The organism is Faecalibacterium sp. Marseille-Q4164 (assembly GCF_017377545.1).
Lineage (GTDB): Bacteria > Bacillota > Clostridia > Oscillospirales > Ruminococcaceae > Faecalibacterium > Faecalibacterium duncaniae.
This window is the reverse complement of sequence record NZ_JAFREJ010000006.1, coordinates 85,354-111,980: the sequence shown is the minus strand read 5'-3', so window position 1 is coordinate 111,980 and position 26,627 is coordinate 85,354. Positions and strand designations below refer to the sequence as shown.

The 26,627-nt window shown below is 60.8% G+C and carries 22 protein-coding genes, 3 tRNA genes and 1 riboswitch; of the genes, 18 read left to right on the top strand and 7 right to left on the bottom strand.

Annotated elements, in window-relative coordinates; genetic code table 11:
- Window positions 1–239: 239 nt before the first annotated feature.
- From J3352_RS08195 to J3352_RS08180, 4 genes are all read right to left on the bottom strand, one after another.
- Window positions 240–313, bottom strand: a tRNA-His gene (locus J3352_RS08195).
- A gap of 9 nt (window positions 314–322) precedes the next feature.
- A tRNA-Arg gene (locus J3352_RS08190) sits at window positions 323–396 on the bottom strand.
- A 143-nt stretch (window positions 397–539) separates the two neighbouring features.
- Entirely contained in the window at window positions 540–1,076 is a 537-nt protein-coding gene (locus tag J3352_RS08185; protein ID WP_097773361.1) for a phosphatase PAP2 family protein, read from the bottom strand.
- 12 nt (window positions 1,077–1,088) lie between these two features.
- Complete coding sequence (locus J3352_RS08180; RefSeq protein ID WP_156066479.1) at window positions 1,089–1,652, bottom strand: DUF1643 domain-containing protein; 564 nt, start codon at window positions 1,650–1,652, stop codon at window positions 1,089–1,091.
- A gap of 190 nt (window positions 1,653–1,842) precedes the next feature.
- Here J3352_RS08180 and J3352_RS08175 point away from each other — a divergent pair, with 190 nt between their 5' ends.
- From J3352_RS08175 to J3352_RS08165, 3 genes are read left to right on the top strand one after another with little or no spacing between them, the layout of a single operon-like run.
- On the top strand, window positions 1,843–3,768 hold the full coding sequence (locus J3352_RS08175) for a BMP family ABC transporter substrate-binding protein (protein WP_242699915.1): 1,926 nt from the start codon (window positions 1,843–1,845) through the stop codon (window positions 3,766–3,768).
- 29 nt (window positions 3,769–3,797) lie between these two features.
- Entirely contained in the window at window positions 3,798–4,460 is a 663-nt protein-coding gene (locus J3352_RS08170) for a metallophosphoesterase (protein WP_156066481.1), read from the top strand.
- Between the two features lie 17 nt (window positions 4,461–4,477).
- Complete coding sequence (locus J3352_RS08165) at window positions 4,478–5,974, top strand: carboxypeptidase M32 (protein WP_156066483.1); 1,497 nt, start codon at window positions 4,478–4,480, stop codon at window positions 5,972–5,974.
- Window positions 5,975–6,167: 193 nt separating this feature from the next.
- Here the strand turns inward: J3352_RS08165 and hisS are convergent, their stop codons facing one another.
- On the bottom strand, window positions 6,168–7,409 hold the full coding sequence (gene hisS / locus J3352_RS08160; protein ID WP_156066485.1) for a histidine--tRNA ligase: 1,242 nt from the start codon (window positions 7,407–7,409) through the stop codon (window positions 6,168–6,170).
- Between the two features lie 260 nt (window positions 7,410–7,669).
- Between hisS and J3352_RS08155 the strand changes: the two genes are divergently transcribed.
- The 5 genes from J3352_RS08155 (at window position 7,670) to J3352_RS08135 (ending at window position 13,291) form a co-directional block, all read left to right on the top strand.
- Window positions 7,670–8,893, top strand: coding sequence for an MFS transporter (locus tag J3352_RS08155; protein ID WP_156066487.1), 1,224 nt, complete (start codon window positions 7,670–7,672; stop codon window positions 8,891–8,893).
- Window positions 8,894–9,169: 276 nt separating this feature from the next.
- Window positions 9,170–9,871, top strand: coding sequence for an iron-sulfur cluster assembly scaffold protein (locus J3352_RS08150; RefSeq protein WP_035394767.1), 702 nt, complete (start codon window positions 9,170–9,172; stop codon window positions 9,869–9,871).
- Between the two features lie 17 nt (window positions 9,872–9,888).
- Window positions 9,889–10,887: a GGGtGRT protein gene (locus J3352_RS08145; RefSeq protein ID WP_005935035.1), complete on the top strand. Its 999-nt coding sequence runs from the start codon at window positions 9,889–9,891 to the stop codon at window positions 10,885–10,887.
- 125 nt (window positions 10,888–11,012) lie between these two features.
- Window positions 11,013–12,932 (top strand): flavocytochrome c, encoded by a 1,920-nt coding sequence (locus tag J3352_RS08140; RefSeq protein WP_005935034.1) that lies wholly within the window; start codon window positions 11,013–11,015, stop codon window positions 12,930–12,932.
- Window positions 12,929–13,291 (top strand): NusG domain II-containing protein, encoded by a 363-nt coding sequence (locus J3352_RS08135; RefSeq protein ID WP_005935033.1) that lies wholly within the window; start codon window positions 12,929–12,931, stop codon window positions 13,289–13,291. Before J3352_RS08140 ends, J3352_RS08135 begins: the two co-directional genes overlap by 4 nt.
- Before the next feature lie 62 nt (window positions 13,292–13,353).
- Here the strand turns inward: J3352_RS08135 and J3352_RS08130 are convergent, their stop codons facing one another.
- Window positions 13,354–13,758: a DUF1284 domain-containing protein gene (locus J3352_RS08130; protein ID WP_005935032.1), complete on the bottom strand. Its 405-nt coding sequence runs from the start codon at window positions 13,756–13,758 to the stop codon at window positions 13,354–13,356.
- Window positions 13,755–14,306, bottom strand: a complete 552-nt coding sequence (locus J3352_RS08125) for a biotin transporter BioY (RefSeq protein WP_035394764.1) — start codon at window positions 14,304–14,306, stop codon at window positions 13,755–13,757. Before J3352_RS08125 ends, J3352_RS08130 begins: the two co-directional genes overlap by 4 nt.
- Before the next feature lie 235 nt (window positions 14,307–14,541).
- Between J3352_RS08125 and J3352_RS08120 the strand changes: the two genes are divergently transcribed.
- The 10 genes from J3352_RS08120 to J3352_RS08075 all read left to right on the top strand — a co-directional run bounded on the left by J3352_RS08120 (window position 14,542) and on the right by J3352_RS08075 (window position 26,625).
- A complete protein-coding gene (locus J3352_RS08120) occupies window positions 14,542–16,182 on the top strand; it encodes an HlyD family efflux transporter periplasmic adaptor subunit (protein WP_156066489.1) in 1,641 nt (546 codons plus the stop codon).
- A gap of 12 nt (window positions 16,183–16,194) precedes the next feature.
- Complete coding sequence (locus tag J3352_RS08115; RefSeq protein ID WP_005935028.1) at window positions 16,195–16,944, top strand: ABC transporter ATP-binding protein; 750 nt, start codon at window positions 16,195–16,197, stop codon at window positions 16,942–16,944.
- Window positions 16,941–18,146: an ABC transporter permease gene (locus J3352_RS08110; protein ID WP_156066491.1), complete on the top strand. Its 1,206-nt coding sequence runs from the start codon at window positions 16,941–16,943 to the stop codon at window positions 18,144–18,146. The genes J3352_RS08115 and J3352_RS08110 overlap by 4 nt, the downstream gene beginning before the upstream one ends.
- A gap of 206 nt (window positions 18,147–18,352) precedes the next feature.
- Window positions 18,353–20,539, top strand: coding sequence for an S-layer homology domain-containing protein (locus J3352_RS08105; protein WP_156068752.1), 2,187 nt, complete (start codon window positions 18,353–18,355; stop codon window positions 20,537–20,539).
- On the top strand, window positions 20,539–21,318 hold the full coding sequence (locus J3352_RS08100; protein WP_097773370.1) for a ComF family protein: 780 nt from the start codon (window positions 20,539–20,541) through the stop codon (window positions 21,316–21,318). Before J3352_RS08105 ends, J3352_RS08100 begins: the two co-directional genes overlap by 1 nt.
- A 72-nt stretch (window positions 21,319–21,390) precedes the next feature.
- Window positions 21,391–21,465 (top strand) — tRNA-Pro (locus J3352_RS08095).
- A 111-nt stretch (window positions 21,466–21,576) separates the two neighbouring features.
- On the top strand, window positions 21,577–22,848 hold the full coding sequence (locus tag J3352_RS08090) for a glycerate kinase (RefSeq protein ID WP_097773371.1): 1,272 nt from the start codon (window positions 21,577–21,579) through the stop codon (window positions 22,846–22,848).
- A gap of 38 nt (window positions 22,849–22,886) precedes the next feature.
- Window positions 22,887–23,106: riboswitch (cobalamin riboswitch) on the top strand.
- A 177-nt stretch (window positions 23,107–23,283) separates the two neighbouring features.
- Complete coding sequence (locus J3352_RS08085; RefSeq protein WP_156066497.1) at window positions 23,284–24,519, top strand: sirohydrochlorin cobaltochelatase; 1,236 nt, start codon at window positions 23,284–23,286, stop codon at window positions 24,517–24,519.
- 118 nt (window positions 24,520–24,637) lie between these two features.
- Window positions 24,638–25,489 carry an iron transporter gene (locus J3352_RS08080; protein WP_156066499.1) on the top strand — a complete coding sequence of 284 codons (852 nt, stop codon included), beginning with the start codon at window positions 24,638–24,640 and terminating at the stop codon, window positions 25,487–25,489.
- Window positions 25,489–26,625 (top strand): ABC transporter substrate-binding protein, encoded by a 1,137-nt coding sequence (locus tag J3352_RS08075; RefSeq protein WP_156066501.1) that lies wholly within the window; start codon window positions 25,489–25,491, stop codon window positions 26,623–26,625. Before J3352_RS08080 ends, J3352_RS08075 begins: the two co-directional genes overlap by 1 nt.
- Window positions 26,626–26,627: the final 2 nt, after the last annotated feature.

The following is a 26,627-nucleotide window of genomic DNA, read 5'->3' as shown; positions in this document are numbered from 1 at the left end:
CCTGAATCTAACGCGTCTGCCAATTCCGCCATATCCGCATATTCTGTTTTGTTCGTGGGCCGTTCGGCTCGGAACGTTAGTTATTATACCATGGAATCCGGAATTGTCAAGCGCAATTTCAAAAAAAGTTGTACTTTTCGGCAGAAAGCGGAAAAACAACGGAAATGCGTGTTAAAGTGGGCCAAAAAAGCAAAAAATCAGACCGGAAACCTTTCGGCTTCCGGTCTGATTCCTAACAGGGTGCCTTGTGGGACTCGAACCCACGGTCTCCAGATCCACAATCTGGCGCGTTAACCGACTACGCTAAAGGCACCACATAATATGCGCCCGAAGGGACTCGAACCCCCGGCCCACTGCTTAGAAGGCAGTTGCTCTATCCACCTGAGCTACGGGCGCACGTTGTTATCCCATGGGGTACTTATCTGGCGGCAGTGTGCGTTCGGCACACGCTGCGAGAAGTATAATACCATACGCATAGGCTTCTGTCAAGCGGAATTTCAAATTTTTTTGGATTTTCCGGCGCAGGGGGCATTTTGGGGTCACAGCAGGTACATTCCGGCGGCCCCAAGGGCAAAGCCGAGCAGAGCACCGGCGGCCACATCCCGGACATAGTGCGCCCCGGCAAGCACCCGCAGGGCGCAGATGAGCAGGGCCACCACCACCATGCAGGCCCCGGCGGCGGGGTAGAAGTAGCACCACACAGCGGCCAGCACGGCGGCGCTCAGGGCGTGGCGGGAGGGGAAGGACTTGCCGTGGGTCTCCTTGGGCACCAGCGGCGTGAAGCCGGGCTGCTCATACGGGCGGGGAAAGTTCAGCCTGGCCCGCAGGAGCGTGCCGCCCAGAAAGACGAAGGCCGGCACAAAGACTGCCCGGGCGATGAGCTGCATAAAATCCAGAGCGGCGGCGCGGTTTGCGGAGAGCAGCCGGAACCACCGGACATTCAGCAGCACCAGCAGCAAAGGGTAGCAGGCAAAGGGCACGGCAGGCAGCCAGCGGTTCAGGGCGATCACCAGCTTTTTCAGGGCGGGGCGGGCCTCCAGCCAGCGCAGCAGGGCCTGGTAGCGTTCCGGGGTCATGGTATCCCTCCCTCAAAAACAGGTGTCCAGATAGTTTTCAACATCAAACGGCTCGGGTGTGGAATCTTTGCGCAGGTAGAGCGGGTGATGGGGATGGCCCTTTTTGCTCCGCTTGCCAAAGGTGACCCACGGGATGTCCCGCTCTCTTGTCAGGGTCACCATCTCCCGCATCAGGCCGGGCAGGTAGTCCCGCTTTTCGATCAGGGTGCCCCATGCGGCCCACATGGTGGGCTCGGTCTCGGCCAGAACGGCCCGCAGCCAGCGCAGGTTTTCGTCGCAGAGGGCGCGGTCCGGCACCCGGTCCATGTCGTTGGGGTCGGTGGCGCGCTGGGGATATACGTTGAACATGATCCAGCTGTCAAAGCCGTTGGCGTTGGCCAGCCGCTCCACACTCTTTAAGGTGGGGTCCAGTGCGCCGGGCTGGGCGGTGCTGGGGTTGATGCCGATGCACACCAGCGGGTGCCTGCCCACCCGCCCCAGCACATAGCGGTAGGGCAGGTAGGTGTGGGGCTCGTAGTACCAGATGCCGCCGGGGTATTCCCCCGCTTCCAGGCGGGGCAGCTGTTCAGTCTGCATGAAAATGTACCTCACAAATATGGTTTCCTATTTATCGTACCTGAAAAAATTCTGTAAATCAACACCTTTGGCGGAGAAAGTCTCCCATAAATCCGAATTTCATGCTATACTGTTCTTGGACCTGTGCCGCAAACACGGCGGCACGGGCCGGGAAAGGAAAACAGGAGCCATTGAAGAAGGGAGTTCTGCTATGGCCATGATAGAAGATTATAGAAGCGCCCTGCGCGCGGGTCAGCGTGCCTACCGTGCCTGTGTGGCGCGCGGCCAGTCGCCGTACCTTGCGGTGCTGGATGATATCCTGAACGGGGTGAACATCGTTGCCCAGGAACCGCTGGGGCTGGTGGATATCCCCGCCGAGAGCATTGTGGGCACCAAGACCAGCGGGCGGCACACGGCCTTTGCGGCCAACTTTATGCCCCTGCTGGAAGAGGACACCGAGTTTGCCATCAAGTGGTCGAATCTCTGTGAGGCCCATCTGGAGGAGGGCATCCACACCCCCATCATTGCCTACGAATACCTGAACAAGTTCTATGTGCAGGAGGGCAACAAGCGGGTGTCTGTCCTCAAATACTACGAGGCGGTCACCATTCCGGGCACGGTCACCCGGCTTGTTCCGGCCCGGAACGACACGCTGGAAAACAAGATCTACTACGAGTTTCTCGATTTTTATAAGCTGAGCAAGATCAACAATGTCCAGTTCTCCCGGCTGGGCGGCTATGCAAAACTGCAGACGCTGGTCTGCAAGGCCGCCAGCGAGGTATGGTCGGATGACGACCGGCTGAACTTCTCGGCCCTGTATACCATGTTCAGCCAGCAGTTCTATGCGCTGGGCGGCTCCGCCCTGGGGCTGACCCCGGGCGACGCGCTGCTGGTGTACCTCTCGGTCTACCGGTATTCGGATGCCTGCCAGTCCACCCCCAGCCAGGTGCGGGAAAACCTGGCCAAGCTGTGGGATGAGATCAAGATCCTGACGGAGCCCCACGCCGTGGAGCTTTCGCTGGAGCCAAAGCCCGGCAGTGAGCCGCTGCTGAACAAGCTGAACATCTTCAGCAAGCCCAGCCAGCTCAAGGTGGTGTTCCTGCACGAGTACAATGCTAAAAATAGCGCCTGGGTGCGGGGCCACGAAAAGGGGATCGAGGCCCTGAAAAAGGCATTCCCGGACCGGCTCGTCATCACCAACCGGGAAAACGTCTCCCCCGAGGTGGACGCGGAGCAGATCATGGAAGAGGTGGCCCACGACAACGCGGACGTGGTGTTCACCACCAGTATCCGGATGCGGCCCGCCTGCCTCAAGGTGGCGGCCCAGCACCCCAAGACCCGGTTCCTGAACTGCTGCCTGAACGCGCCCCATCCGCTGGTGCGCACCTATTACCCCCGCACCTATGAGGCCAACTACCTGCTGGGAATGCTGGCGGGTATCCTGAATCTGACCGACCGGGTGGGCTATGTGGCGGCCAACCCCGTTTACGGTGTGCCTGCGGCCGTCAATGCTTTTGCCCGGGGTCTGCGCACCGTGCGGCCCAACAGCCATATCCTGCTGCGCTGGGCCTGCCTGCAGGAGCCGGGGAAACCGCTGGATTTCTCCGACTGCCCGGATATCGAGCTGTTCTACGCCTGCAGCCCCTTTGAGCCCACCGGCAGCGCCAGGGAATACGGCCTGTGCCGCCGGATGCCGGATGGCAGCATCCAGCCGGTGGCGCTGCCGGTCTGGAAGTGGGAAGTGTTCTATATCGGCATCATCCGCTCCATCTTCGAGGGCACCTGGGACAGCGGTTCCAGCGGCAAGGCCATCAACTACTGGTGGGGCTTCCGCAGTGACGCGGAGCGGCTGGATTACTACGAGACCCTGCCCAAGGGCACGCAGCAGCTGCTCGATCTGCTGGAAAAGAACCTTGCGGCCAACGAGTTCCCCATCTTCCCTGCGGGCATCTTTGCGCAGGGGCATATCCCCAAGGCACCCACCGCAGACACCTACACCCCCAAGGAACTGATGGAGATGGACTGGCTGGGCGAGTGCGTGGAGGGCAGCCTGCCCCGGTACGATCAGCTGGATGTCAGAACGCTGGGCCTGCTGGAGATCAACGGCCTGAGCAGCCTGAAAGAGACGACGCTGTAAAAAGCTCAACAGAACGGAGTGTTGCGGACGTGAAGATACTTGCAATTTCCGATACCCCCTCCAAGGCGCTGTGGGACTATTGCTCCCGGGAACGCCTGGCTGGGGTCGATCTGATCCTCTCCTGCGGGGATCTGCCAAAAAAATACCTCGAATATATAACAAATTTTACAGCGGCCCCCATTTTGTATGTCCACGGCAACCACGATGGCTGCTACCGCACGGAGGGCGAGCCGGGCGGCTGCATCTGTGTGGACGATCAGGTGTATGTCTGGAAAGGGCTGCGCATCATGGGGCTGGGCGGCAGCATCCGCTACAACTGCGAGGAGACCTTCCAGTACACGGAGCAGGAAATGCGCCGCCGGATGCGGCGGCTCTGGTTCAAGGCCCACCGGGCGGGCGGCATCGACCTGCTGCTGACCCATTCCCCGGCGGCCGGCCTGAACGATGGCGACGACCGGGCCCACAAGGGTTTTGCCTGCTTCAACGACCTGCTGGAGGAGTACCAGCCCAAGTGGTTCGTGCACGGGCATGTCCACCTGAGCTATAATGCCAATCTGCCCCGGGTGTGCACCCACGGCCAGACCACGGTCATCAATGCAACGGAGCGCTATACCTTTGAGATCCCGGACCCGGACCCGGTGGCCCGGAAGCGCTTTTTCTGGAATGACCCGGCATTTCCCACCAAAAACTGAAAAAGGAGAAACACCCAATGGAACAAAATGAGAAGCTGCGGGCGCTGGAGACCCTGCAGAAGAAGCTGTACGCCTACAACTGCGCCTCCAACAGCCTGTATCTGGACGCTGTGACTGTGGCCCCCAAGAACACGGCCGAGGGCCGGGGTGTGGCTCTGAGCATTCTGGCCGGTGAGCTGCAGAAGCTGATGACCGCCCCCGAGACCCTTGCACTGGTGGAGGAGCTCTATGCCCGGCGGGAGACGCTGGACACCCTCCACCGCCGCGAGGTGGAGGAGCTGCGCCGCAGCTGCCGGCAGCTCACCCGCATCCCCGCCGAGGAGTATATGGCATACAGCGAGCTGACCAACCGCGCCAGTGATGTCTGGCACAAGGCCAAGGAAGAAAACGACTTTGCCTCCTTCTGCCCCATCCTGCAGGAGCTGGTGGAGTATAACCGGAAGTTCGCGGGCTATTATGATGCGGAAAAAGCGCCCTACGATGCCCTGCTGAACGAGTATGAGCGGGGCGTGGACACCCAACAGCTGGACGTGTTCTTTGACACCCTGCGCAAGGGTCTGGTGCCCCTCATCCGGGCCATCGGCGAGAAGCCCCAGATCGATGACAGCTTCCTGCATCTGGAATATCCGGTCGAGCAGCAGAAGGCGTTTGCGGACTATCTCATGGAGGTCATGGGTCTGGACCGGGGCCACTGCGGCCTGGGCGAGACCGAACACCCCTTTACGCTGGAGTTCAACAACAAGGATGTCCGCATCACCACCAACTACGACCTGCACAATGTGGCCTCCTCGATGTATTCCGTTCTCCATGAGGGCGGCCATGCCCTGTATGAGCTGGGCATCCGGGATGACCTGCAGTACACCTGCCTGACTGGCGGTGTGTCCATGGGTGTGCACGAGAGCCAGTCCCGCTTCTACGAGAACCTCATCGGCCGTTCCCGCGCCTTTATCGGGGCCATCTATCCCAAGGTGCAGGAATTCTTCCCCGCACAGCTGGGAAATGTGACTGCGGAGCAGTTCTACCGCGCTGTGAACAAGGTGGAGCCCAGCCTCATCCGCACCGAGTCCGATGAGCTGACCTACTGCCTGCACGTTATGGTGCGGTACGAGATCGAGAAGCAGCTCATTGCGGGCACCCTGACGGCAAAGGAGGTTCCTGCCGCGTGGGCAGAGCTGTACAAGGAGTATCTGGGCGTGGAGGTTCCCAATGACCGCGAGGGCTGCCTGCAGGACAGCCACTGGTCGGGCGGTTCCTTCGGCTACTTCCCGTCTTACGCTCTGGGCAATGCCTACGGTGCCCAGATGCTCCACAATATGGAGCAGAAATTCGATGTGTACGGCGGCGTGGCCCACGGGGATCTCTCCGCTGTCACCGGCTGGCTGCGGGAAAAGGTGCACCAGTACGGCCACCTGCTGGAGCCTGCCGAGGTCGTCAGAAACGCCTGCGGTACCTTTGATGCACACTACTATCTGGATTATCTGACCAAAAAATATACGGAACTGTACAACCTGTAATTAACCCGCACAGAACAAAGCCCTCCCGGCCAATCGGCTGAGAGGGCTTTGTTATATATGCTGTTGCAAAGGGCGGCGGGAAGCTTTCCTGCGCAAGTGAAACGGGCCATTCCATCGCCCGCCCTATTGCCTGCGGCAACAGGGTCCCACCCCAGCGGACACTTGCTTTGGGAAACTTCCCGCCGCCCGACCATTACTGCTGTGCGAAGATCTTTACCTCATCCTTGTCCATAAAGGCGGCACCGGCGAAACCGGAAGCCTCCAGCTGGCCCAGCTGCTTGCCCAGCTTCTTGGCCTGAGGCAGAACGGTGACGTTGTAGGTGTCGCGCAGCTGTGCGGCTTTGGCCAGCACGGCGGGGAAGTCCACATCGCTGGTGTAGAGCAGGGCGATCTTCTGCTTGGCACCGGGGATCTGATAACCCTGCTCCAGCAGGATGCCGCAGACGCGCTCGAAGCCGATGGAGAAGCCCACGGCGGGCACCTTGGTGCCCAGGAACTTGCCGATCATGTTGTCGTAGCGGCCGCCGCCAGCCACTGCACCGCTGAACTGCGGGCAGGTGATCTCAAACACCATGCCGGTGTAGTAGCCCTGGCCGCGCACCAGGCTGGGGCAGTAGGCCACATCGAAGCGGCCGTTGGCCATGGCCTTTGCGGTGGCCAGCACATACTTCAGGTCATCGGCAATGGCGGGGTCGGCACAGCGGGAAGCTACGGACTCCAGTGTCACATCACCGGCGGCAATGAAATCGGCCAGCGCGCTGATGGCAGCTTCGGGCAGCTGCTTTTCGGTCAGCTCGGCCTTCACGCCCTCAGCACCGATCTTATCCATCTTGTCAAAGGTGATGCAGACAGAGTCCAGTGTGTCGGCGGCAAAGCCCATACTCTCCAGCATTCCGCGCAGGATGCGGCGGTCGTTGATGTTCACGGTGAAGCCGGTAAAGCCGATGCCCAGCAGGGCACGAGCGGTCACATCGATCAGCTCCACCTCTGCATTGGGGCTCTCGTCGCCCAGAATGTCGATGTCACACTGGACAAACTCGCGCAGGCGGCCCTTCTGGGGGCGCTCGGCGCGGAACACGCGGTCGGTCTGGATGACCTTGAAGGGGTGGGGGAGCTTGTCCTTGTTGGCAGCGTAGAAACGGCTCAGGGGCAGGGTCAGATCATAGCGCAGGCCCATGTCGGAGAGCTGCTTGGGGTCGCCGGATCCCAGCGCGCTGGTCAGCTTGTCTCCACGCTTCATCACCTTGAAGATGAGGTTCAGGTTGTCGCCGCCGTCGGATTTGTCCAGGTTCTCCATATCCTCCAGCATGGGGGTGGAGATGCGCTCAAAGCCGGAAGCACGGTAGGTCTCCAGGATCTTGCCCTGGATGTAGTCGCGCAGGGTCTGCTCAGCGGGCAGCAGGTCGCGCATACCCTTCAATGCCTGTGATTTCATAGTTGCAATTCCTCTCTATAGCCTGCTCGCCCTCTCAGGCCGCTCCGCGTCCAGCTCTCCCAAAGGGAGAGCCCTTGGCAAAACCGTAAACTTTGTGTGGACTGCCAAAGCCTCCCACTTTGGGGGAGGTGGCATCGCGCAGCGATGACGGAGAGGGCGAGGCCGTGTTTAGTTGTTACTTTATCCATTATAAAGGAATCTGCCGTTTTGTCAATTGAAATGGGTACACTGTAGGGGAAAAACCATTCGGAGGCAAGGCAATGAAACAGCAGTTTGCAGCAAAACACCCCTGGGCGATCCTGGCGGCGGGGGCGGCCATTCAGATCCTGACGGGCTTGCCTGCGGCGTGGGGCGTGTTCCAGCAGCCGGTGATGGACGAGTTCAGCCTGACCGAGGACGGCGCGGGCTATGCGTTCGGCATCCTGATCGCAGCGTTCGGGGTGGGCTGCGTCATCGGTGGTTTTTTGCAGGATAAAAAAGGCCCGCGCTGCGCGGCGCTGTGGGGCACCGGCCTGCTCTGCGGCGGGTTCTTTGCGGCGGCCCTCCTGCCCGGGGAAAAGGGGGCATGGTTCTGGGCAGTGTTCAGCATTCCGGCGGGGCTGGGCACGGCGTTTCTCTACCCGTCCATCCAGTCCTGTGCCCAGAAATGGTACGCCGGGCGCAAGGGCCTTGCCACGGGGGTCATTGGCGGCGCGGTGGGCCTGAGCGGTGCGTTCCTGACCGGATTCGTCCGCACGGCGCTGAAGGGCTTTGGCCCGGTGCAGGGAATCCGGGGGGCGTTCTGGGCGCTGGGGGCACTCACGCTGCCGGTCTGCCTTGTGGGCAGCGCCCTGCTCACCGACCCGCCTCCGGCAAAGCAGAAGCCCGAGGAGCAGGGCAGGGGAAAAGGCACCCCGTCCCTCGACCTTGCCCCGCTGCAGATGCTCAGAACAAAACAATACTGGCTCTGTGCCGGGGCGGTCTGCTTTTCCACCCCGGCGGTGCTGCTGTTCAGCCCCATCATCTTAAAGCTGGGCATGGAGCGGGGCCTGGACGAGGGCGCTGCCCTGTGGAGCGTGGTGCTGGGCAGCGTGGGCAGCGCGGCGGGCCGCTTGCTGATGCCCCTGCTCAGCGACCGGATCGGCCGCCGCCCCACTGACCTGATCCTGTTCGGCGTGTCGCTGGGGCTTTCGGCGGTCTTCCTGTTCGCGCAGGGGTGGCTCGTTGTGGCTGTGTACGCAGGGCTTACCTTCTGTTATTCGGCGCTGGCGGCGGTGCTGCCTTCCCTCTCCACCGACCTGTTCGGCCTGCCCCATGCCGGGGTGAACTACGGCTTTCTGGCGCTGGGACAGAGCGTGGGCAGCCTTGCCTTCCCCTTTGCGGCGAACCTGTGGGGTCTTGCCACCGGGCGGCACTGGCTGGCTATGGCAGGCGCGGCGGCGGGCTTTGTGTGCATCTGGGCGCTCCGGCCTGTCAGGGCCCAACAGCTGCCCAGAAAAAACTGAACCGGACAGCGCAAGATATTCCTTTTGACAAATATGATAGAAATGTGACGAACTGGGCGGCGAAAGCGGTGAAAGTGCTAGTTAGCAACAAATAACCGTTAAAAATGCTTGTGAAAAAATCCGCAAAACGTCTTGCAAATTCCGCCAAGGTTCTCTATAATAAAATTATGCGTGGTAGTACCGGCGTGGCGCGGAAGAGAGCGGCGCAGCCGGTCAATGCAAACGGCAGGACACCCCCTGCCAATGGCATCAATTTGTCAAAAGGAGAGTATGATTATGACCTATTCGCAGCAAGTACAGAATATGTGCCCGATCACCAAAGGTCCTAAGCATGGTCCGGCTCCCATCCCCGAAGAGGGCGCATGGGTCAAGGCCTATGAGATCAAGGACATCAGCGGCTACACCCATGGTGTGGGCTGGTGTGCACCCCAGCAGGGCACCTGCAAGCTGTCTCTGAACATCAAGAACGGTGTCATCGAGGAGGCTCTGGTGGAGACCATCGGCTGCTCCGGTATGACCCATTCCGCTGCTATGGCTGGCGAGATCCTGCCCGGTAAGACCATTCTGGAAGCTCTGAACACCGACCTGGTGTGCGATGCCATCAACGTGGCAATGCGCGAGCTGTTCCTGCAGATCGTCTACGGCCGTAGCCAGACCGCTTTCTCTGAGGACGGTCTGCCCATCGGCGCAGGTCTGGATGACCTGGGCAAGGGCCTGCGCTCCATGACCGGCACCATCTTCTCCACCAAGGCCAAGGGTGTCCGTTACCTGGAGCTGACCGAGGGCTACATCAACAAGCTGGCTCTGGATGCCAACGATGAGGTCATCGGCTATCAGTTCGTCAAGCTGGGCAAGATGATGGAGGATATCCGTCACGGCAAGACCCCCAACGAGGCTTACGAGAAGAACGTGGGTACTTACGGCCGCTTCAGCAAGGAGCAGGGCGCTGTCAAGTACATTGACCCGCGTGAGGAATAAGAGAGGAGGAACAACTCATGGCAACTTTTGAATCTATGGATCGCCGTATGCCGAAAATCGAGGCATGCCTGAAGGCCAACGGCCTGGAGTCTCTGGACGCTTGCAACGAGATGCTCCTCGCTAAGGGCATCGACTGCGACAAGATCGTGCGCGGCGTGCAGCCCATCTGCTTTGATAACGCTGTCTGGGCATACACCCTGGGCACCGCCATCGCCGTCAAGCGCGGCCTGACCGACGCTGCCGAGTGCGCTGCTGCCATCGGCGAAGGTCTGGAAGCATTCACCATCCCCGGCTCTGTTGCTGAGCAGCGTCAGGTCGGTCTGGGCCACGGCAACCTGGGCGCTCGTCTGCTGAGCGAGGACACCACCTGCTTCGCTTTCCTGGCAGGCCACGAGTCCTTTGCTGCTGCTGAGGGTGCTATCGGTATCGCACGCACCGCAAACAAGGTCCGCAAGACCCCCCTGCGTGTTATCCTGAACGGCCTGGGCAAGGATGCAGCTTACATCATTTCCCGTATCAACGGCTTCACCTATGTGCAGACCGAGTACGATATCCCCACCCAGACCCTGACCGTCGTCAAGGAGATCCCCTTCTCTGAGGGTGAGCGCGCTGCTGTCAAGTGCTACGGCGCAAACGACGTTATGGAAGGCGTTGCCATTATGAAGAAGGAGGACGTTCAGTGCTCCATCACCGGCAACTCCACCAACCCCGTCCGCTTCCAGCACCTGGTTGCAGGTACCTATAAGAAGTGGGCCATCGAGAACGGCAAGAAGTACTTCTCCGTTGCTTCCGGCGGCGGCACGGGCCGTACCCTGCACCCCGATAACGTGGCTGCAGGCCCCGCAAGCTATGGCCTGACCGACTCTCTGGGCCGCGTCCATGGTGATGCTCAGTTCGCAGGTTCCTCCTCCGTGCCCGCACACGTTGAGATGATGGGCCTGATCGGCATGGGCAACAACCCCATGGTCGGCGCTACCGTTGCCTGCGCTGTTGCTGCTGCACAGGCCAACGCCTGATCTTTTCCTAGTTCGGCAAAGGGGGCTGCCTTCCGAATGGGCAGCCCCCTTTTTATGCTGAGATATGTTCGCGCAGGCTAACTGCCTGCAACGTTGCTTCAACTAAGAAGGAAAAAGAAGAAACCATGAAAAACACGAAGATGAAACAGAGCATTGCAGCGCTGGCTATGGCCGCTGTCGTTGCAGTGAGCCTGCTGGGCTACGGCTGCGGCAGCAAGTCCGCCTCCACCACCGGCGCGGGTGCTACCGGCGATTTTACCGGCACTGCCAAGGGCTTTGGCGGCGATGTTACCGTTACCCTGACCCTGACCGACGGCAAGATTACCGGCTGCACCGCTGAGGGTGCCGATGAAACCGAGGGCGTGGGCTCCAAGGCAATCGAGCAGCTGCCCGGCGAGATCGCCGAGAGCGGCAGCATCGAAGTAGATGGCGTGTCCGGTGCTACCATCACCTCCAATGCCATCAAGGAGGCAGCCGCTGCTGCCATTACCGCTGCTGGTCTGAAGCCTGAGGATTTCCAGACCGCTGTGGAGAACAACGCTGAGCCTGCTGAGGACTCTACCGTTGATACCGACATCGTCATTGTGGGTGCAGGCGGCGCAGGTATGACCGCTGCCCTGACTGCCACCAGCGAGGGCAAGAGCGTTGTCATCGTGGAGAGCCAGCCCGTGGTGGGCGGCAACTCCGTGCGCGCTACCGGCGGCATGAACGCCAGCAAGACCGTGTATCAGGATGAGAACGAGTTCGCTGAGGGCGCAGGTGTCGAAAAGACCCTGAAGGCCGCTGCTGAAAAGTATGCTGACAACGAGACCATCACCGCTCTGGCTGCTACCGTGGCCGAGCAGTGGGCTGCCTACCAGGCCAACCCCACCGGCTACTTTGACAGCGTTGAGCTGATGGAGCTGGATACCATGATCGGCGGCAAGGGTGTCAATGACCCTGCTCTGGTGGAGACCCTGTGCTCCAACAGCGCTGATGCCATCGACTGGCTGGGTGAGCAGGGCATCACCCTGAACAGCGTCTCCTCTGCAGGCGGCGCATCTGTCAAGCGGATCCACCGCCCTGTGAATGAGGAGGGCAAGGTCGTCTCTGTGGGCGCTTACATGGTGCCCCTGCTGGAGGAGGACTGCCAGAAGGCTGGTGTCCAGATGATGCTGAACACCACCGCCACCGAGATCCTGACCGATGACAACGGCGCTGCTGTTGGCATCAAGGCCACCGGCGCTTCCGGTGAGACCATCACCATCAACGCCAAGGCCGTGATCCTGACCTCCGGCGGTTTCGGCGCAAACATGGATATGGTCGTTGAGTACAAGCCCGAGCTGAAGGGCTTTATGACCACCAACGCCCCTGGCATCCTGGGCCAGGGCATCAAGATGGCACAGGCCATCGGTGCTGACACCGTGGATATGGACCAGATCCAGATCCACCCCACTGTCCAGTACGACAGCGCTTCTCTGATCACCGAGGGCCTGCGCGGCGACGGTGCTGTGCTGATCAATTCCGAGGGCAAGCGCTTCATTGACGAAGTCAGTACCCGTGACGTTGTCTCCGCCGCTGAGATCGCTCAGCCCGGCAGCTACAGCTGGCTGATCATTGATCAGAAGATGGTCGATGATTCCAGCGTCATCCAGGGCTACATCAAGAAGGGCTATACCTTCGAGGGCAAGACCTACGAGGAGCTGGCTGAGCAGATCGGCGTGGACGGTGCCGCTCTGGCCGAGACCATGAACACCTGGAACGGCTATGTTGAGGCCAAGAACGACCCCGACTTTGGCCGCACCAGCTTTGCAGACAAGCTGGATACCGCTCCCTACTATGCCATCAAGGTCACCGCAGGCGTGCACCACACCATGGGCGGCCTGAAGATCAACACCAACACCGAAGTCCTGAACGAGAACGGCGAGATCATCCCCGGCCTGTTCGCAGCAGGTGAGGTGACTGGTGGTGTCCACGGTGCAAACCGTCTGGGCGGCACTGCTGTCTCTGACTTCGTTGTCTTTGGCCGCATTGCCGGCGCAGCTGCAAGCAAGTACGCTGCATGAAACGCCTGAAAAGCTGGCAGAAAAATCTGATCTTTGCGGCCGTGGTGCTGGCCGCGGCAGCACTCCTGTTCGTGCTGTACCGCGCCAACGCCCCCAAAGCGGAGCCGCTGGTGGCCGTGGTCGATTTCGGCGACGGCATCACCGAAACGATCCCGCTGGACGAGGACCACGATTATCTGTATGATGTGGGCGATTACATCGTGCATCTGCAGGTAAAGGATGGGGCCATCGCCTTCCTCGACAGTCAGTGCCCGGACCATGTGTGCGAGCAATTCGGCTGGCTGAGCGAGCAGGATGCCTGGGCCGCCTGTGTCCCCGCCGGGGTCTATGTAACGGTGCAGGCCGCAGAAACAGAATAAAACAAAGAGGCCGCCGTGCAGGATCATCTCCTGCACGGCGGCCTGTTGTATAAGGGGAAATGTTATTTCACGTATTTGCCTTCGCAGATATTCTTGCAGCAGGCGCTGATGGGGAACCAGCAGCAGTCCCGGCAGATATCGGCCAGCATCTCGGGGGTGGCTTTGGCATCGATCTCCCGGATGAGGGCCTGGTAGTCGTATTCCTTTTCCTCCAGCCCGAAATACTCCACGGTCTTGCGGTCGTACCGCTTGACCTTTTCCTGTGTGTCGCACAGGTCAGTGCCCAGCTTGTTGGGGCAGCAGGAACAGAGGGTGTCGGTGGAGAAGGTGAGCTGGATCTTCGTCCCGGGCACCTCCCGCAGCTGGTGGACGACATCATTCATGTGCTCCACAAAGGCTTCGCTGTAGCCATGGCCGGAGTAGCCCTGGGTGCAGAGCAGGTGATGCGGGCGCAGTACGATGCTCATGCCTTTTTTACCCCCGGGATCCGCTTCCGGATGTTCAGGCCCAGCACGCAGGCCAGCACAGCCTTGATGATGGCGGTGGGGATGAAGGGAAGAACGCAGGCGGAAACGGCCACAGACACGGTGCTGTGGGCGACGATCACGAACAGGATGACACCCACGATATAGTTGACCACAGTGCCCACGACAACCGCCACGGGGAAAGCACCCTTGAAGGCATCCCTGTGCTCCACGCCCAGGCCGATGATGTAGGCCATGATGGGGAAGGAGATCAGGAAGCCGCCGGTGGGGCCGACAAACTTGTCGATGCCGCCGGAGAAGTTGGCCAGCACCGGCACGCCCACAGCGCCCAGCAGCAGGTAAACGAGCGTGGCAATGGCGGACAGCTTGGAGCCCAGCACCACAGCCGCCAGCGTGATGGCGAAGGTCTGCATGGTCATGGGCACACCCAGCGGCATGGGGATGGAGATCTGTGCCATCACGGCGATGACGGCGGCAAACAGGCCCGCGTAGCAGATATCGCGCACCGAGAACTTACTGGTCTGATTCATGGTAAAAAATCCTCCTCTGATTTGGTACAAACAACGTCCCGATTAAACCAGAAAGCGACGGACAGGTCAACTTGCGATTTGCACAAAGGTTTACAATCTGTGAAAATTTGCTGAAAAGCGTGCAAACGAAATTTGGACGCTTGTGTATCCGGATAAAATGCGATACACTACATCTATACATAGGAAAGGAATCTGACAGGCCGCCCCCGGCGAGCCTGAATCTGATAGGAGGAACATGATGATCTGGAATAAGAAGAAGGACGGCGCGGAGAACCCGGGTGCGGAAACGCCTGCGGCACAGACAACCAAGGCCCCGGTGCTGTTCTTGCAGAAGAACTGGAAATGGCTCGTGCCGGTGGTCTGTGTGGTGATCGCGGGCGGTGTGTTTTTGCTCAAGCCCAAGAACGCCAGCACCACAGCCGTGGACCCCAGCTATCTGGAAGCCAGCCCTGAAGTGCGGGATGTCTCCAATACCCTGAGCGGCACCGGTACCCTGAACCCTGCCAACACCTACACCGTGAAATCTCTGGTGGAGGGCAAGGTGCTCACCGGCGAGTTTGAGGAGGGCGACGTGCTGGATGAGGGGACCGTCCTCTACACGCTGGACAGCTCGGACGCTTCCACCAATTTTGAAAAGGCTGAGATCGCCATGCAGCAGGCACAGCGCGGCTATGACAAGGTGGTGGACCGCCAGTATGTGCGTGCCGAGGTGGATGGCACCGTGAGCACCCTGAAGGTCGCCAAGGGCGACGAGGTGACCAGCGGGCAGGAGGTCGCCATCATCCGCGACAGCTCCAAAATGCTGCTGACGCTGGAATTCCCCGCTGCCGATGCCGCCAATTTCAGCGTGGGCCAGACCGCCCAGGTGACGCTGGACGGCACCTTTGAGCAGCTGGACGGCACCGTGACCAGCGTGACCGGAACGGATGCCCTGAGCACCGGCAACCTGCTCACCCGCACCGTGACCATTGCCGTGCAGAACGCGGGCGGCCTGACCACCGCGCAGGCGGCCACCGCCTCCATCAACGGGGTCAGCTCCATCGGTTCTGCCACCTTTGGCTATCAGGCGGAGCGTACCCTGACCGCACAGGCTGCAGGTACTGTGACCTCCATCCATGTGCAGGAGGGCCAGACCGTTGCCAAGAACGATATCCTGATCGAGCTGAGCGGCGATGACCTGACCGAGAGCATCCAGTCTGCCTCTGAGACCCTGCGCAGCGCTGAGATCTCCCTGCAGAACCTGCAGGATACCATGGCCAACTATACCGTCACCTCTCCCATCAGCGGAACCATCATTGAAAAGGATGCCAAGGTGGGCGATGCGGTCAAATCCGGCGATACCCTCTGCGTCATCTACGACCTGAGCTATCTGGAAATGGTCATCAACGTGGACGAACTGCAGATCAGCTCCCTGTCTGTGGGCCAGAAAGTGCAGATCACAGCCGATGCCGTGCAGGATAAGAACTATGTGGGCACTGTGACCCGCGTCTCCATGAAGGGCGCTTCCAACGGCGGTACCACCACCTACCCGGTGACCATCCGCATTGACGAGACCGACGGCCTGCGCCCCGGCATGAACGCCAACGCTGAGATCGTGGTGGCCGAGGCCGCCAATGCCCTGACCGTGCCCAATGCGGCCATCGTCCGGGGCGGATATGTGCTGGTGACCCAGGATTCCCCCAGCGCCTCCAAGGCGGATACCACCATGGAGGCCCCCGAGGGCTTTGTCTATGTGGCCGTCAAGACCGGTGTCAGCGATGATGATTACACCCAGATCGTCAGCGGCATCCAGGAGGGGGACACCATTGGTTACGACCCCAACTCGGTCAGCAGCGACAGCTACTATGACGATGGCAGCGGCATGATGATCTTCTGATGGGAGGATGGAATGAGTGCTCTGATCGAATTTGATGCGGTCTGCAAGTATTACCAGATGGGCGACACCACGGTAAAAGCTGCCGACCACATCACCATGAAAATAGAAAAAGGCGAGTTTGTTGCCATTGTGGGCCAGTCCGGCTCGGGCAAGTCCACCTGCATGAACATCATCGGCTGTCTGGATGTGCCCACGGCGGGCACCTACCGGCTGAATGGCCGGGATGTGGGCAAGATGAGCCGGAATGAGCTGGCCTCCATCCGCAACGAGATGCTGGGGTTCATCTTCCAGCAGTATAATCTTCTGCCCAAATTAAACTTACTGGAAAACGTGGAGGTGCCGCTGGTCTATGCGGGCATCCCCCGCGCCGAGCGCCACCGCCGGGCCCGCGAGGTGCTGGAGCAGGTGGGGCTGGGCGATAAGCTGAAAAACAAGCCCAACCAGCTTTCGGGCGGCCAGCAGCAGCGCGTATCCATCGCGCGGGCGCTGGTGCGCAACCCGGCGATCATTCTGGCCGACGAGCCCACCGGCGCGCTGGACAGCCACACCGGCCGCGAGGTGCTGGGAATGCTGCAGGACCTGCATGGGCAGGGCCATACGGTGGTGCTCATCACCCATGACAACTCCATTGCCGTGCAGGCCGACCGCATCATCCGGCTGGAGGATGGTCAGGTGGTCTACGATGGCGACTCCCGCGCGCCGGAAGCCATCGTCCAGCCGACGCTGAACTTTGAACCGGCAGAACAGGAGGGGAACAAATGATCATTGAGACCTTCCGTCAGGCCCTCCAGAACGTGTGGAGCAACAAGCTCCGCACCTTTTTGACCATGCTGGGCATCATCATCGGTGTCATGGCGGTCATCGTCATCGTGGGTCTGGGCAACGGCATGACCCAGAGCATGCGGGACAGCTTTTCAGCACTGGGCACGAATGCCCTGTCCATTCAGGTCTGGGGCTACGGCTCCCGCACCGCCTCGGTGGAGGATGTGTATAAGATCGCGGATAAGAACAAGGAGCTCATCTCCGCAGTCTCGCCCCAGATCGATTTCAGCAACAACACCCCCAAGGTGGGCACCACGACCTACCGCTACGGCACCAGTGTTTACGGTGTGGACGAGCACTACGCCGAGATGAAAAACTATACCCTCGCCCAGGGGCGCGGCCTGCAGTACATGGACATCAAGGACAACAAGCAGGTCTGCATCATTGGTGATTACCTCAACCGGGCGGCCTACGGCGGCAATGCGGTGGGCCAGACCATCAAGCTGGGGGCCTACAAGTTCCGGATCGTGGGCGTGCTGAACGCCAAGGTGACGGACAAGAACATGCAGCAGGGCTCCGACGATGACTGCATCTATCTGCCCTACACCACGGCCATGCGGCTCTCCAGCCAGTCCAGCGCCAAGAACTTTGTTGCGATCATGAAGGACGAGAGCCGGGCCAACGAGGCCAAGGCGGTGGTGGAAAGCGGCCTGTACGACCTGCTCAAGAGCGACAACGCTTACTACATCTACAGCGCCAGCGAGTGGCTGGAAGAGATGAACGAGATGATCAACATGGTCATCATCATCCTTACCGGCATTGCCAGCATCTCGCTGCTGGTGGGCGGCATCGGCATTATGAACATCATGCTGGTGTCGGTGACCGAGCGCACCCGGGAGATCGGCATCCGCAAGGCACTGGGTGCCAAGGAGCGGGTGATCCTGTCGCAGTTCGTGGTGGAAGCTGCCACCACCTCCGCACTGGGCGGCGTGCTGGGCATCGTCCTTGGCTATATCGTGTCCATGGCGGCAAACCGCATTCTGCCCATGATCTCCAGCGACATTGATGTGACCGTCAGCCCCTCGTTCAACTCCGTCGTGGTGGCCTTTGGCATCTCGGTGGGCATCGGCGTGCTGTTCGGCTATCTGCCCGCCAAGCGCGCCGCAAGGCTGAACCCCATTGAAGCGCTGAGATATGATTAAACCTCTCACCGCTTCGGTCTGGCTTTGCCAGTGCCTTGCGGAGCTCCCCTAATAGGGGCAACAACGACGACCGCCGCCAGTGGCGGATGAAGGGAGGAGTTGTTGGGGCCGCGGCCAGCAGGATGCAAGTGCAAGGCTTTGCACGAAGCAGATGCTGGGAGCCGCAACCCGGAATACATTAGAAACTATTTTAAGGAGGATTTTCCATGAAAAAGCGAATCCTTGCATTTCTGCTGGCGGTGAGCATTGCCGTGTCGATGCTGGTGCTGCCGGCATCGGCAGCGGGCAACGCTAACACGGCGGTCCAGCTGTCCATCACGCTGAACGCGATGGACAGCAGCCAGCAGGCTGCCCTGAACGCGGTGGTCACCCGCGGTGCACTGGCCCGGATGCTGGTGTCCTACTCCACCTACCGCGAGAGCGTGGGCTCTCAGGGCACGGTGGGCACCCTGTTCACCGACCTGCCCGGCACTTCGCCCTATGCACCCTATGTCCGCATTGCGGTGCAGAACGGCTGGATGAACGGCTACACCGACGGTTCTTTCCGGCCCGACAATGCCGTGACGCTGGAAGAAGCGGTCACGGCCATCCTCAAGCTGATGGGCTATAAGATGACCGACCTGAGCGGCTCCTTCCCCAACGCACAGCTGAACAAGGCCAGTGAGCTGGGCCTGCGCAATCAGGTGGACCGCAGCCAGGGCGAGGTGCTCAACTACGAGGAGTGCGCCCTGCTGTTCTACAACACCCTGACAGCCAACGCCGCCAGCGGCAGTGCCTACGGCAGCAGCCTGGGCTTCACGGTCTCCAATGGCCAGGTGGATACCTCCAGCGTCATGCTCAAGAGCCTGAAGGGCCCCTTTGTGGCGGGCGATACGGTCCAGCTGCCCTTTGTTCCCAAGATGGTCTATCGCAACGATAAAGCGTCGGAATCTGCGGAACTGAACAAATACGATGTGTATTATTACAGTGAGAGTTTACAGACACTGTGGGTCTACACCCGCCGCGCCGCTGGCCGCATCACGGCAGTTTCGCCCAGTGCCAGCGCCCCCACCAGTGTAACGGTGGCAGGCACCAGCTATACGCTGGGTTCCTCTGCGGTGGCCTCCCAGGTGTCCTCCCTCAACGGCGGCGGCGTGGGCGAGGTCGTCACCCTGCTGCTGGGCATGAACAATGAGGCTGCCGGAATCGTGACCGGCGAGGAAGCCGACAGTGTGTTCTACGGTGTCGTGCAGACCGCCACCCGCAGTCTGGTGGAAGAGAACGGCGCGGATGTTTTGCAGAAAGTCTCCGTCATGTGCACCGATGGCATTGCCCGCACTGTGAACGTGGACAAGAGCCTGAACTTTCCGCAGGGGTGGCTGGTAGAGATCAAGGTCACCCCGGAGGGCGAGAGCGTGGAGCACATCGAGGACCGCCGCGTCAACGGCACCATCAATACCAATGCCACTGCGCTGGGCGCTGCCGCCCTGGCCGACGATGTAGAGATTCTGGATACAACTTCGGAGGGTGTGGCTGGGACGGTTCGTCCCAGCCGCCTATCGGGGGTAACACTGAGTGACCTCGATGTCCGCTACTATACCGTCAACGATGCCGGACAGATCGACCGGCTCATCCTGAACGATGTGACCGGCGACCTGTGGAGCTACGGCGTGCTGGACGATGTGAAAAATCTGGCCATGAATTATTCTGATCTGAAGAGCCTCGTCACCAGCATTGCGGCGGGAGATTCCGCTTCCGGCACCACGACCACGACAGGCACCACCACCGGAGCGGCCACGGGCGGCACCGACGGCTCCGGTTCCACCTCGGATACCACCACCACTGTGACCGGTGCCACGGCGGCAGACCGCCTGTCCAACCTGCTGGTGCCCACCACCAGCGAGATCCTGTGGGGCATCGTCTCGGGCGATATCCTGAGCACGGCCTGGCAGAAGCTGACCAGCAACACCGGCTCCCTGATGAGCATTGGCTTCCAGCAGATCGCGGAGATCACGGGCACCCCCTTCAAGCAGATCTTTAACTACATCGGCGGCGGGGCGACCTATATCTGCTACGTCAACGGCGCGGTGGCCAGCTACACCACGGCCATCAAGTATCCGGTGCTGGCGGGCGGCATTGCCGTGCGGCAGGAGACCACCGGCTCTGTCAAGGCCATGATGCAGCTGATGCCCCTGAAGATCGACAAGGTCGGCGCGGCCTCGGTGCTCTCGGGCAATGAACGCTACGAGATGGCAGACAATGTGCAGGTCTACCTGTGGTACAAGGGCCAGTATTACCCCACCAAGCTGGCTCAGGTGGATGCGGACGGCTACCAGCTGACCGGCTGGTACGATAATTTCGGCTGCGCTGCCGGAAAAAAGATCCGCGTCATCATTGCGGTCAAGAACGACTGATGCTATATTACAGCGGCCTGAGCCGCACACTGCGGCAGCTGCGCTGGGTGCTTTACCCGCGCCGCTGCCCTTTTTGTGACCGGGTGCTGGGGAACCAGCCTGCCTGCCCGGACTGCGCCGATGGGCTGGCAGAGCTGCGCCGTGCACCCTCCATGCGGCTGCGCGGCTCCGAGCATTACCTGGGGCGGCTGGATGGGGCAGCCGCGCCCTACCGATACACCAGCCTTGTCCGCCGCGCGGTGCTGCGGGCGAAATATCAGGGCGCGCCCTGGGCAGCTGTGGAGCTGGGCGTGGAGATGGCCCGCCTGCTCTTTGGCAGCGAGATCAGAATGTGCGGCTCTGAGCCCCTGCCCGAACCGGTGCCGGGCCTTGACAGGGGTTACGACTGCATCCTTCCGGTACCGGCCTCCAGCAAAAAGCGCGGCTACAATGTGCCGGAGCGGATGGCACAGCCCCTTGCCCGGGCGGTGGGCGTGCCGGTGGTCACGGACGCGCTGACCCGTGCCCGCTCCACCCGGCGGCAGGAGGGGCTCTCCCTTGACGAGCGGCTGGCCAATGTGGCGGGTGCCTTCCGGGTGGCCCGGCCGGAGGCTGTGGAGGGAAAGCGCATCCTTCTGGTGGACGATGTCCTGACCACCGGAGCCACGGCCTCGGCCTGCGCGCAGGCTCTGCTGGATGCCGGTGCGCAGAGCGTGTTCGCTGTGGCACTGGCCACGGTGGAGTTTCCGCAGCCGGTGGGCAGCACAACGGCCATTGCCGAAAATGAAGAAGAAATTTGAAAATAGTGCTTGACAAAACACCATTCTTCGGGTATACTGATTGAGCTGTGAGCGACAAGCTCGATCAGATGTCCGGGTGTAGCGCAGTTTTGGTAGCGCGCTTGAATGGGGTTCAAGAGGCCGTGAGTTCGATTCTCGCCACTCGGATTGGAACAAGACCGACGATTTCAAAAGAGATCGTCGGTCTTGATTTTTTATTCGGCTGTTTTCGGTGTGCTGTCCCGGAGGGGCGGGCACCGCTGCAAGGAGGGCGAGTCTATGAATGCTGCACTGCGCCGGGATGCGGATGTGATCCTTCGTTCCAGCCTGAACACTGTTCTGCCGGATGAGGCGGTGCGCCGCGCGCTGCGGGATCTCCGGCCCGGGAAGGGCCGGGTGCTTCTGGTGGCGGCGGGCAAGGCGGCCTGGCAGATGGCACACGCGGCGGTTGAAACGCTGGGCCGGGTGGATGGCGGCGTGGTCGTGACCAAGTACGGCCATGTGAAAGGTGAGATCCCAGGTGTGACCTGCTATGAGGCGGGCCACCCGGTGCCGGATGCAAACGGTTTTGCGGCCACCCAAAAGGCGCTGGAGCTGGTGCAGGGGCTGACCGCCGGGGATACAGTGCTGTTCCTGCTTTCCGGCGGCGGCAGTGCGCTGTTCGAGCAGCCGCTCGTTCCCGGGGCAGAGCTGCAGGACATCACGAGCCAGCTGCTGGCCAGCGGGGCCGACATTGTGGAGATGAATACCATCCGCAAGCGGCTTTCCGGTGTGAAGGGCGGGCGGTTCGCGCAGCGCTGTGCCCCTGCGCAGGTGTTCAGCATCGTGCTGAGCGACATTCTGGGGGACCCGCTGGATATGATCGCCAGCGGCCCGGCGGTGCCGGATACCTCCACCTGCGCCCAGGCGCTTGCCGTTGCCGAAAGGTATCATCTGGCACTCTCAGCACAGGCCCGGGCCCTGCTGGCGCAGGAAACGCCCAAAACGCTGGACAATGTGACCACCCGGATCACCGGCAGCGTGCGGGAGCTTTGCCGTGCCGCGGCCAGTGCCTGCCGGAATCTGGGATATGAACCGGTTCTCCTGACCGACCAACTCTGCTGCGAAGCACGGGAAGCAGGCAGCTTTCTTGGCTCCATTGTCCGCACCCAGGCAGGGCAGGGGAAAAAGCTGGCCTACATCGCGGGCGGCGAGACCATCGTTCACCTGACCGGAAAAGGGCTTGGCGGAAGAAATCAGGAGCTGGCCCTTGCGGCTGCGCCTGCCATTGCCGGGCTGAACGCGGCGGTGTTCTCTGTGGGCAGCGATGGCACAGACGGCCCCACCGATGCCGCCGGCGGCTATGTGGATGGGGATACCCTTGCCGCGCTGGAGGCCGGGGGCTGGAGCGGATACGCTGCTTTGCAGAACAACGATTCCTACCACGCCCTGAAAGCAGTGGATGGCCTGATCATCACCGGGGCAACGGGCACCAATGTCAACGATGTGGCGGTGGCCCTGATCGGGGAAAAAACACCGCCTGTGAGCCCGGAAGTTTCCCCGGAGTGGTGATTGCATTCCTCCGTTGAGTATGTTATACTGAACAGCGAACTGAATAGAAAACAGCAGGTGCGTACCGCCCGCGGCTCTGGCCGGGGGCAGGCACGTTAAAAGGGAAGCGGGTGCAAATCCCGCACGATCTCGTCACTGTGATAAGGGAGTTTACCGCCAGGGTGCAGCTGCACCGGTCACTGGAACGTATGTTCCGGGAAGGCGGCGGTGGATGTTGAGCTTTCAGCCAGGAAACCTGCCCGCTGTTGGTACGGGGGCGCAAGCCCCAGATCACGAGGAATTGGTTGTACCCAAAAAGCCTGAAAAAACTGAAAAGGGCCTTTTTGCTTTGCCGTCCCGCAAGCAGAAAGGCCCCTTTTGTTTTGCCGGGCACTCTTTCCTGTACCTTCTGTTCAGCAAAAATCATGTTCAAAAACAGGAAAGGAACGAACAAAAATGAGAAAACGCACCATCCACAAAGCAGCGGCCGCTCTGACCGCTCTGGCCCTCTGCGCCGGTGTACTGACCGGCTGCGGCGGTGCCGCAAGCAGCACCACTGCTTCCAGCACGGCAGGATCTGCTGCCAGCAGCGAGGTTTCCGGCGAGGAGGCTGACGAATTGGCCGCAAAGAACGTTGCAGACCTGATCGATGCCATCTATGTGCAGGAGCGCACCGATGACACCGATGCCCAGTGTGAGGCCGCCAAGGCCGCATGGGATGCCCTGACCGATGCCCAGAAGGAGCTGGTCGAGGGCGAAGAGGCTGACCCTGACTACTTTGGCCGCGACACCGGCGATGCTTCCAAGGACGACAGCCGCAATCAGGACGACATCGGCGAGAATGAGCTGCTGGTGGTCTCCTTCGGCACCTCTTTCAACGACAGCCGAGTGAAGGATATCAAGGGCATCGAGGATGCGCTGCAGGCCGCTTATCCTGATTGGTCTGTCCGCCGCGCCTTCACCGCACAGATCATCATCAACCATGTTCAGGCCCGCGACGGCGAGAAGATCGACAACATGCAGCAGGCTCTGGACCGCGCTGTGGCCAACGGCGTGAAGAACCTGGTCGTCCAGCCCACCCACCTGATGCACGGTGCAGAGTACGACGAGATGATGGAGATGATCGACGAGTACAAGGACAAGTTCGAGAGCGTCGCCGTTGCCGAGCCCCTGCTGGGCGAGGTCGGTGCCGATGCTGCGGTCATCAACGCCGACAAGGAAGCTGTTGCCAAGGCCGTTACCGCTGCCGCTGTGAAGGATGCCGGTTTCGACAGCCTGGAGGCCGCTGCTGAGGAGAAGGTCGCCTTCGTCTTTATGGGCCACGGCACCTCCCACACCGCAAAGGTGAGCTACAGCCAGATGCAGACCGCCATGCAGACCCTGGGCTACAGCAACGTGTTCATCGGCACGGTGGAGGGTGAACCCGAGGAGACCGCCTGCGAGAACATCATCGAGGCTGTCAAGGCCGCCGGTTACACCAAGGTCATCCTGCGCCCCCTGATGGTCGTTGCCGGTGACCACGCCAACAACGATATGGCCGGTGCGGATGACGATTCCTGGCTGAGCCAGTTCCAGGCCTCCGGTGACTTCGCGTCCGTGGAGTGCCAGATCGCCGGTCTGGGTGAGATCGAGGACATCCAGCAGCGCTACATTGAGCACACCAAAGCCGCCATTGATTCCCTGAACGGCTAATATTCCGCATTCCAATGCCCGAAGGGAGAGATCTTTTCGGGCATTTTTTATGGAGAGCTTCCCCGCATGAGGAGAAACACTCCCATTTCAAATTCTGAATTTTTGAGGTATTTTGTTTATGCACTGCAAACAGCTTGTTTCCCTGTCCGTTGCTTCTCTGATGCTGGCCGCCGTCCTCACCGGCTGCGGCGGGGCTTCTTCCACTGCTTCCTCTGCTGCCAGCTCGGAAGCCGCTTCTGCCGTGAGCGCTGCCGCCGCTTCCGAAAGCACCGAAGCCGCCCTGCCGGACGGCGTATACACGGCTGAGTTCGACACCGACAGCGGCATGTTCCACGCCAACGAAGCCTGCAATGGCATGGGCACCCTGACCGTGGAGAGCGGGCAGATGACCTTCCATGTCAGTCTGTCCTCCAAGAAGATCGTCAACCTGTACGTTGGCATGGCCGCCGATGCCGAGGCCAACAAGGCAGACTGGCTGCTGCCTACCACTGACACCGTCACTTACTCCGACGGCACCTCGGAGGAAGTCTACGGCTATGATATTCCCGTGGCCGCTGTGGACCAGGACTTCCAGCTGGCACTCCTCGGGACCAAGGGCAAGTGGTATGACCACACTGTGAGCATCCGCAATGCACAGCCCAAGGCTGAGGAAGCTGCCGAGACCCCTGCGGACGGTGAATACAGCGTCAATGTGACCCTGGAGGGCGGCTCTGGCCGTGCCACTGTGGAAAGCCCTGCCGCCCTGACCGTGGCGGACGGCAAAATGACCGCTGTCATCCGGTGGAGCAGCCCCAATTATGATTACATGATCGTGGATGGTGAGAAGTATCTGCCCACCAACACCGAGGGCAACTCCACCTTTGAGATCCCTGTTTCTGCACTGGGCACCCCGCTGGCTGTCACTGCCGATACCGTAGCCATGAGCACCCCCCATGAGATCGAGTATACGCTGACCTTTGCGCTGAACTGATGAAACTGACGAGACAACAATTCCTGCGCGTTCTGCCTGCTACAGTACTGGCCCTGTCGGGTTGCGCCGCCTCCGAGACAGCGCCCGCCAGCACAGAAGAACTGGTCTTTGACCATGCCTGTCCGCTGGATTACGCCACACAGTTTACTGCCGACTGCTATGAGGGCGGCTATACCATGCTGACCCTGACCGAATCGGGGCAGCAGTTCCTTGTGACCCCGGAGGATGCCGCTGCGGTGGAAGGCCTGCCCGAGAGCGTGACGGTGCTGCGTCAGCCCGTCCGGAACATCTACCTTGTCTCCACCTCGGTGATGGACCTGTTCCTCGCGCTGGATGGGCTGGACAGTGTGACTCTTTCCGGTACCCAGGCGGAGGGCTGGTATCTGGATGAGGCCAGAGCCGCCATGGAGGCCGGGCGCATTGCCTATGCGGGCAAGTACAGCGCCCCGGACTATGAAAAGATCCTTGCGGCCAACTGCGGCCTTGCCATCGAGAACACCATGATCTACCACACCCCGGAGGTCAAGGAGCAGCTGGAACGGTTTGGCATCCCGGTGCTGGTGGAGCGCTCCAGCTATGAGAGCGGCCCGCTGGCCCGGCTGGAATGGCTCAAGTTCTGGGGCATCCTGCTGGGGAAAGAGGAGCTGGCGGAACAGGAATTCGCCCGGCAGGTGGAGCGCCTTGCACCGCTGGCCGGGCAGGCTTCCACCGGCAAGCGCTGTGCTTTTTTCTCCATCACAGCCAACAACCTTGCCAATGTGCGCAAGGGCGGCGACTATGTGGCCCAGATGATCGAGATGGCGGGCGGTGATTATGTTTTTGCGGACCTGACCGACAACGGCAACAACCTTTCCACCATGAACCTGCCGCTGGAGGATTTTTACGCCGGTGCAAAGGATGCGGATGTGCTCCTTTACAACAGCACCATTGAGGGCGTGGTGCACACCACCGAGGAACTGGTGGCAAAATGCCCCCTGCTGGCCGAGTTCAAGGCCGTGCAGAGCGGCAGTGTCTGGTGCACCACCCAGAGCTTTTTCCAGCAGAGCATGGCGCTGGTCGATTTTGTGCTCGACCTGCACCGTGTCTTTACGGAGAACGACCCAGCCGACCTGCAATTTCTGAGGAAAGTAGAGTAACC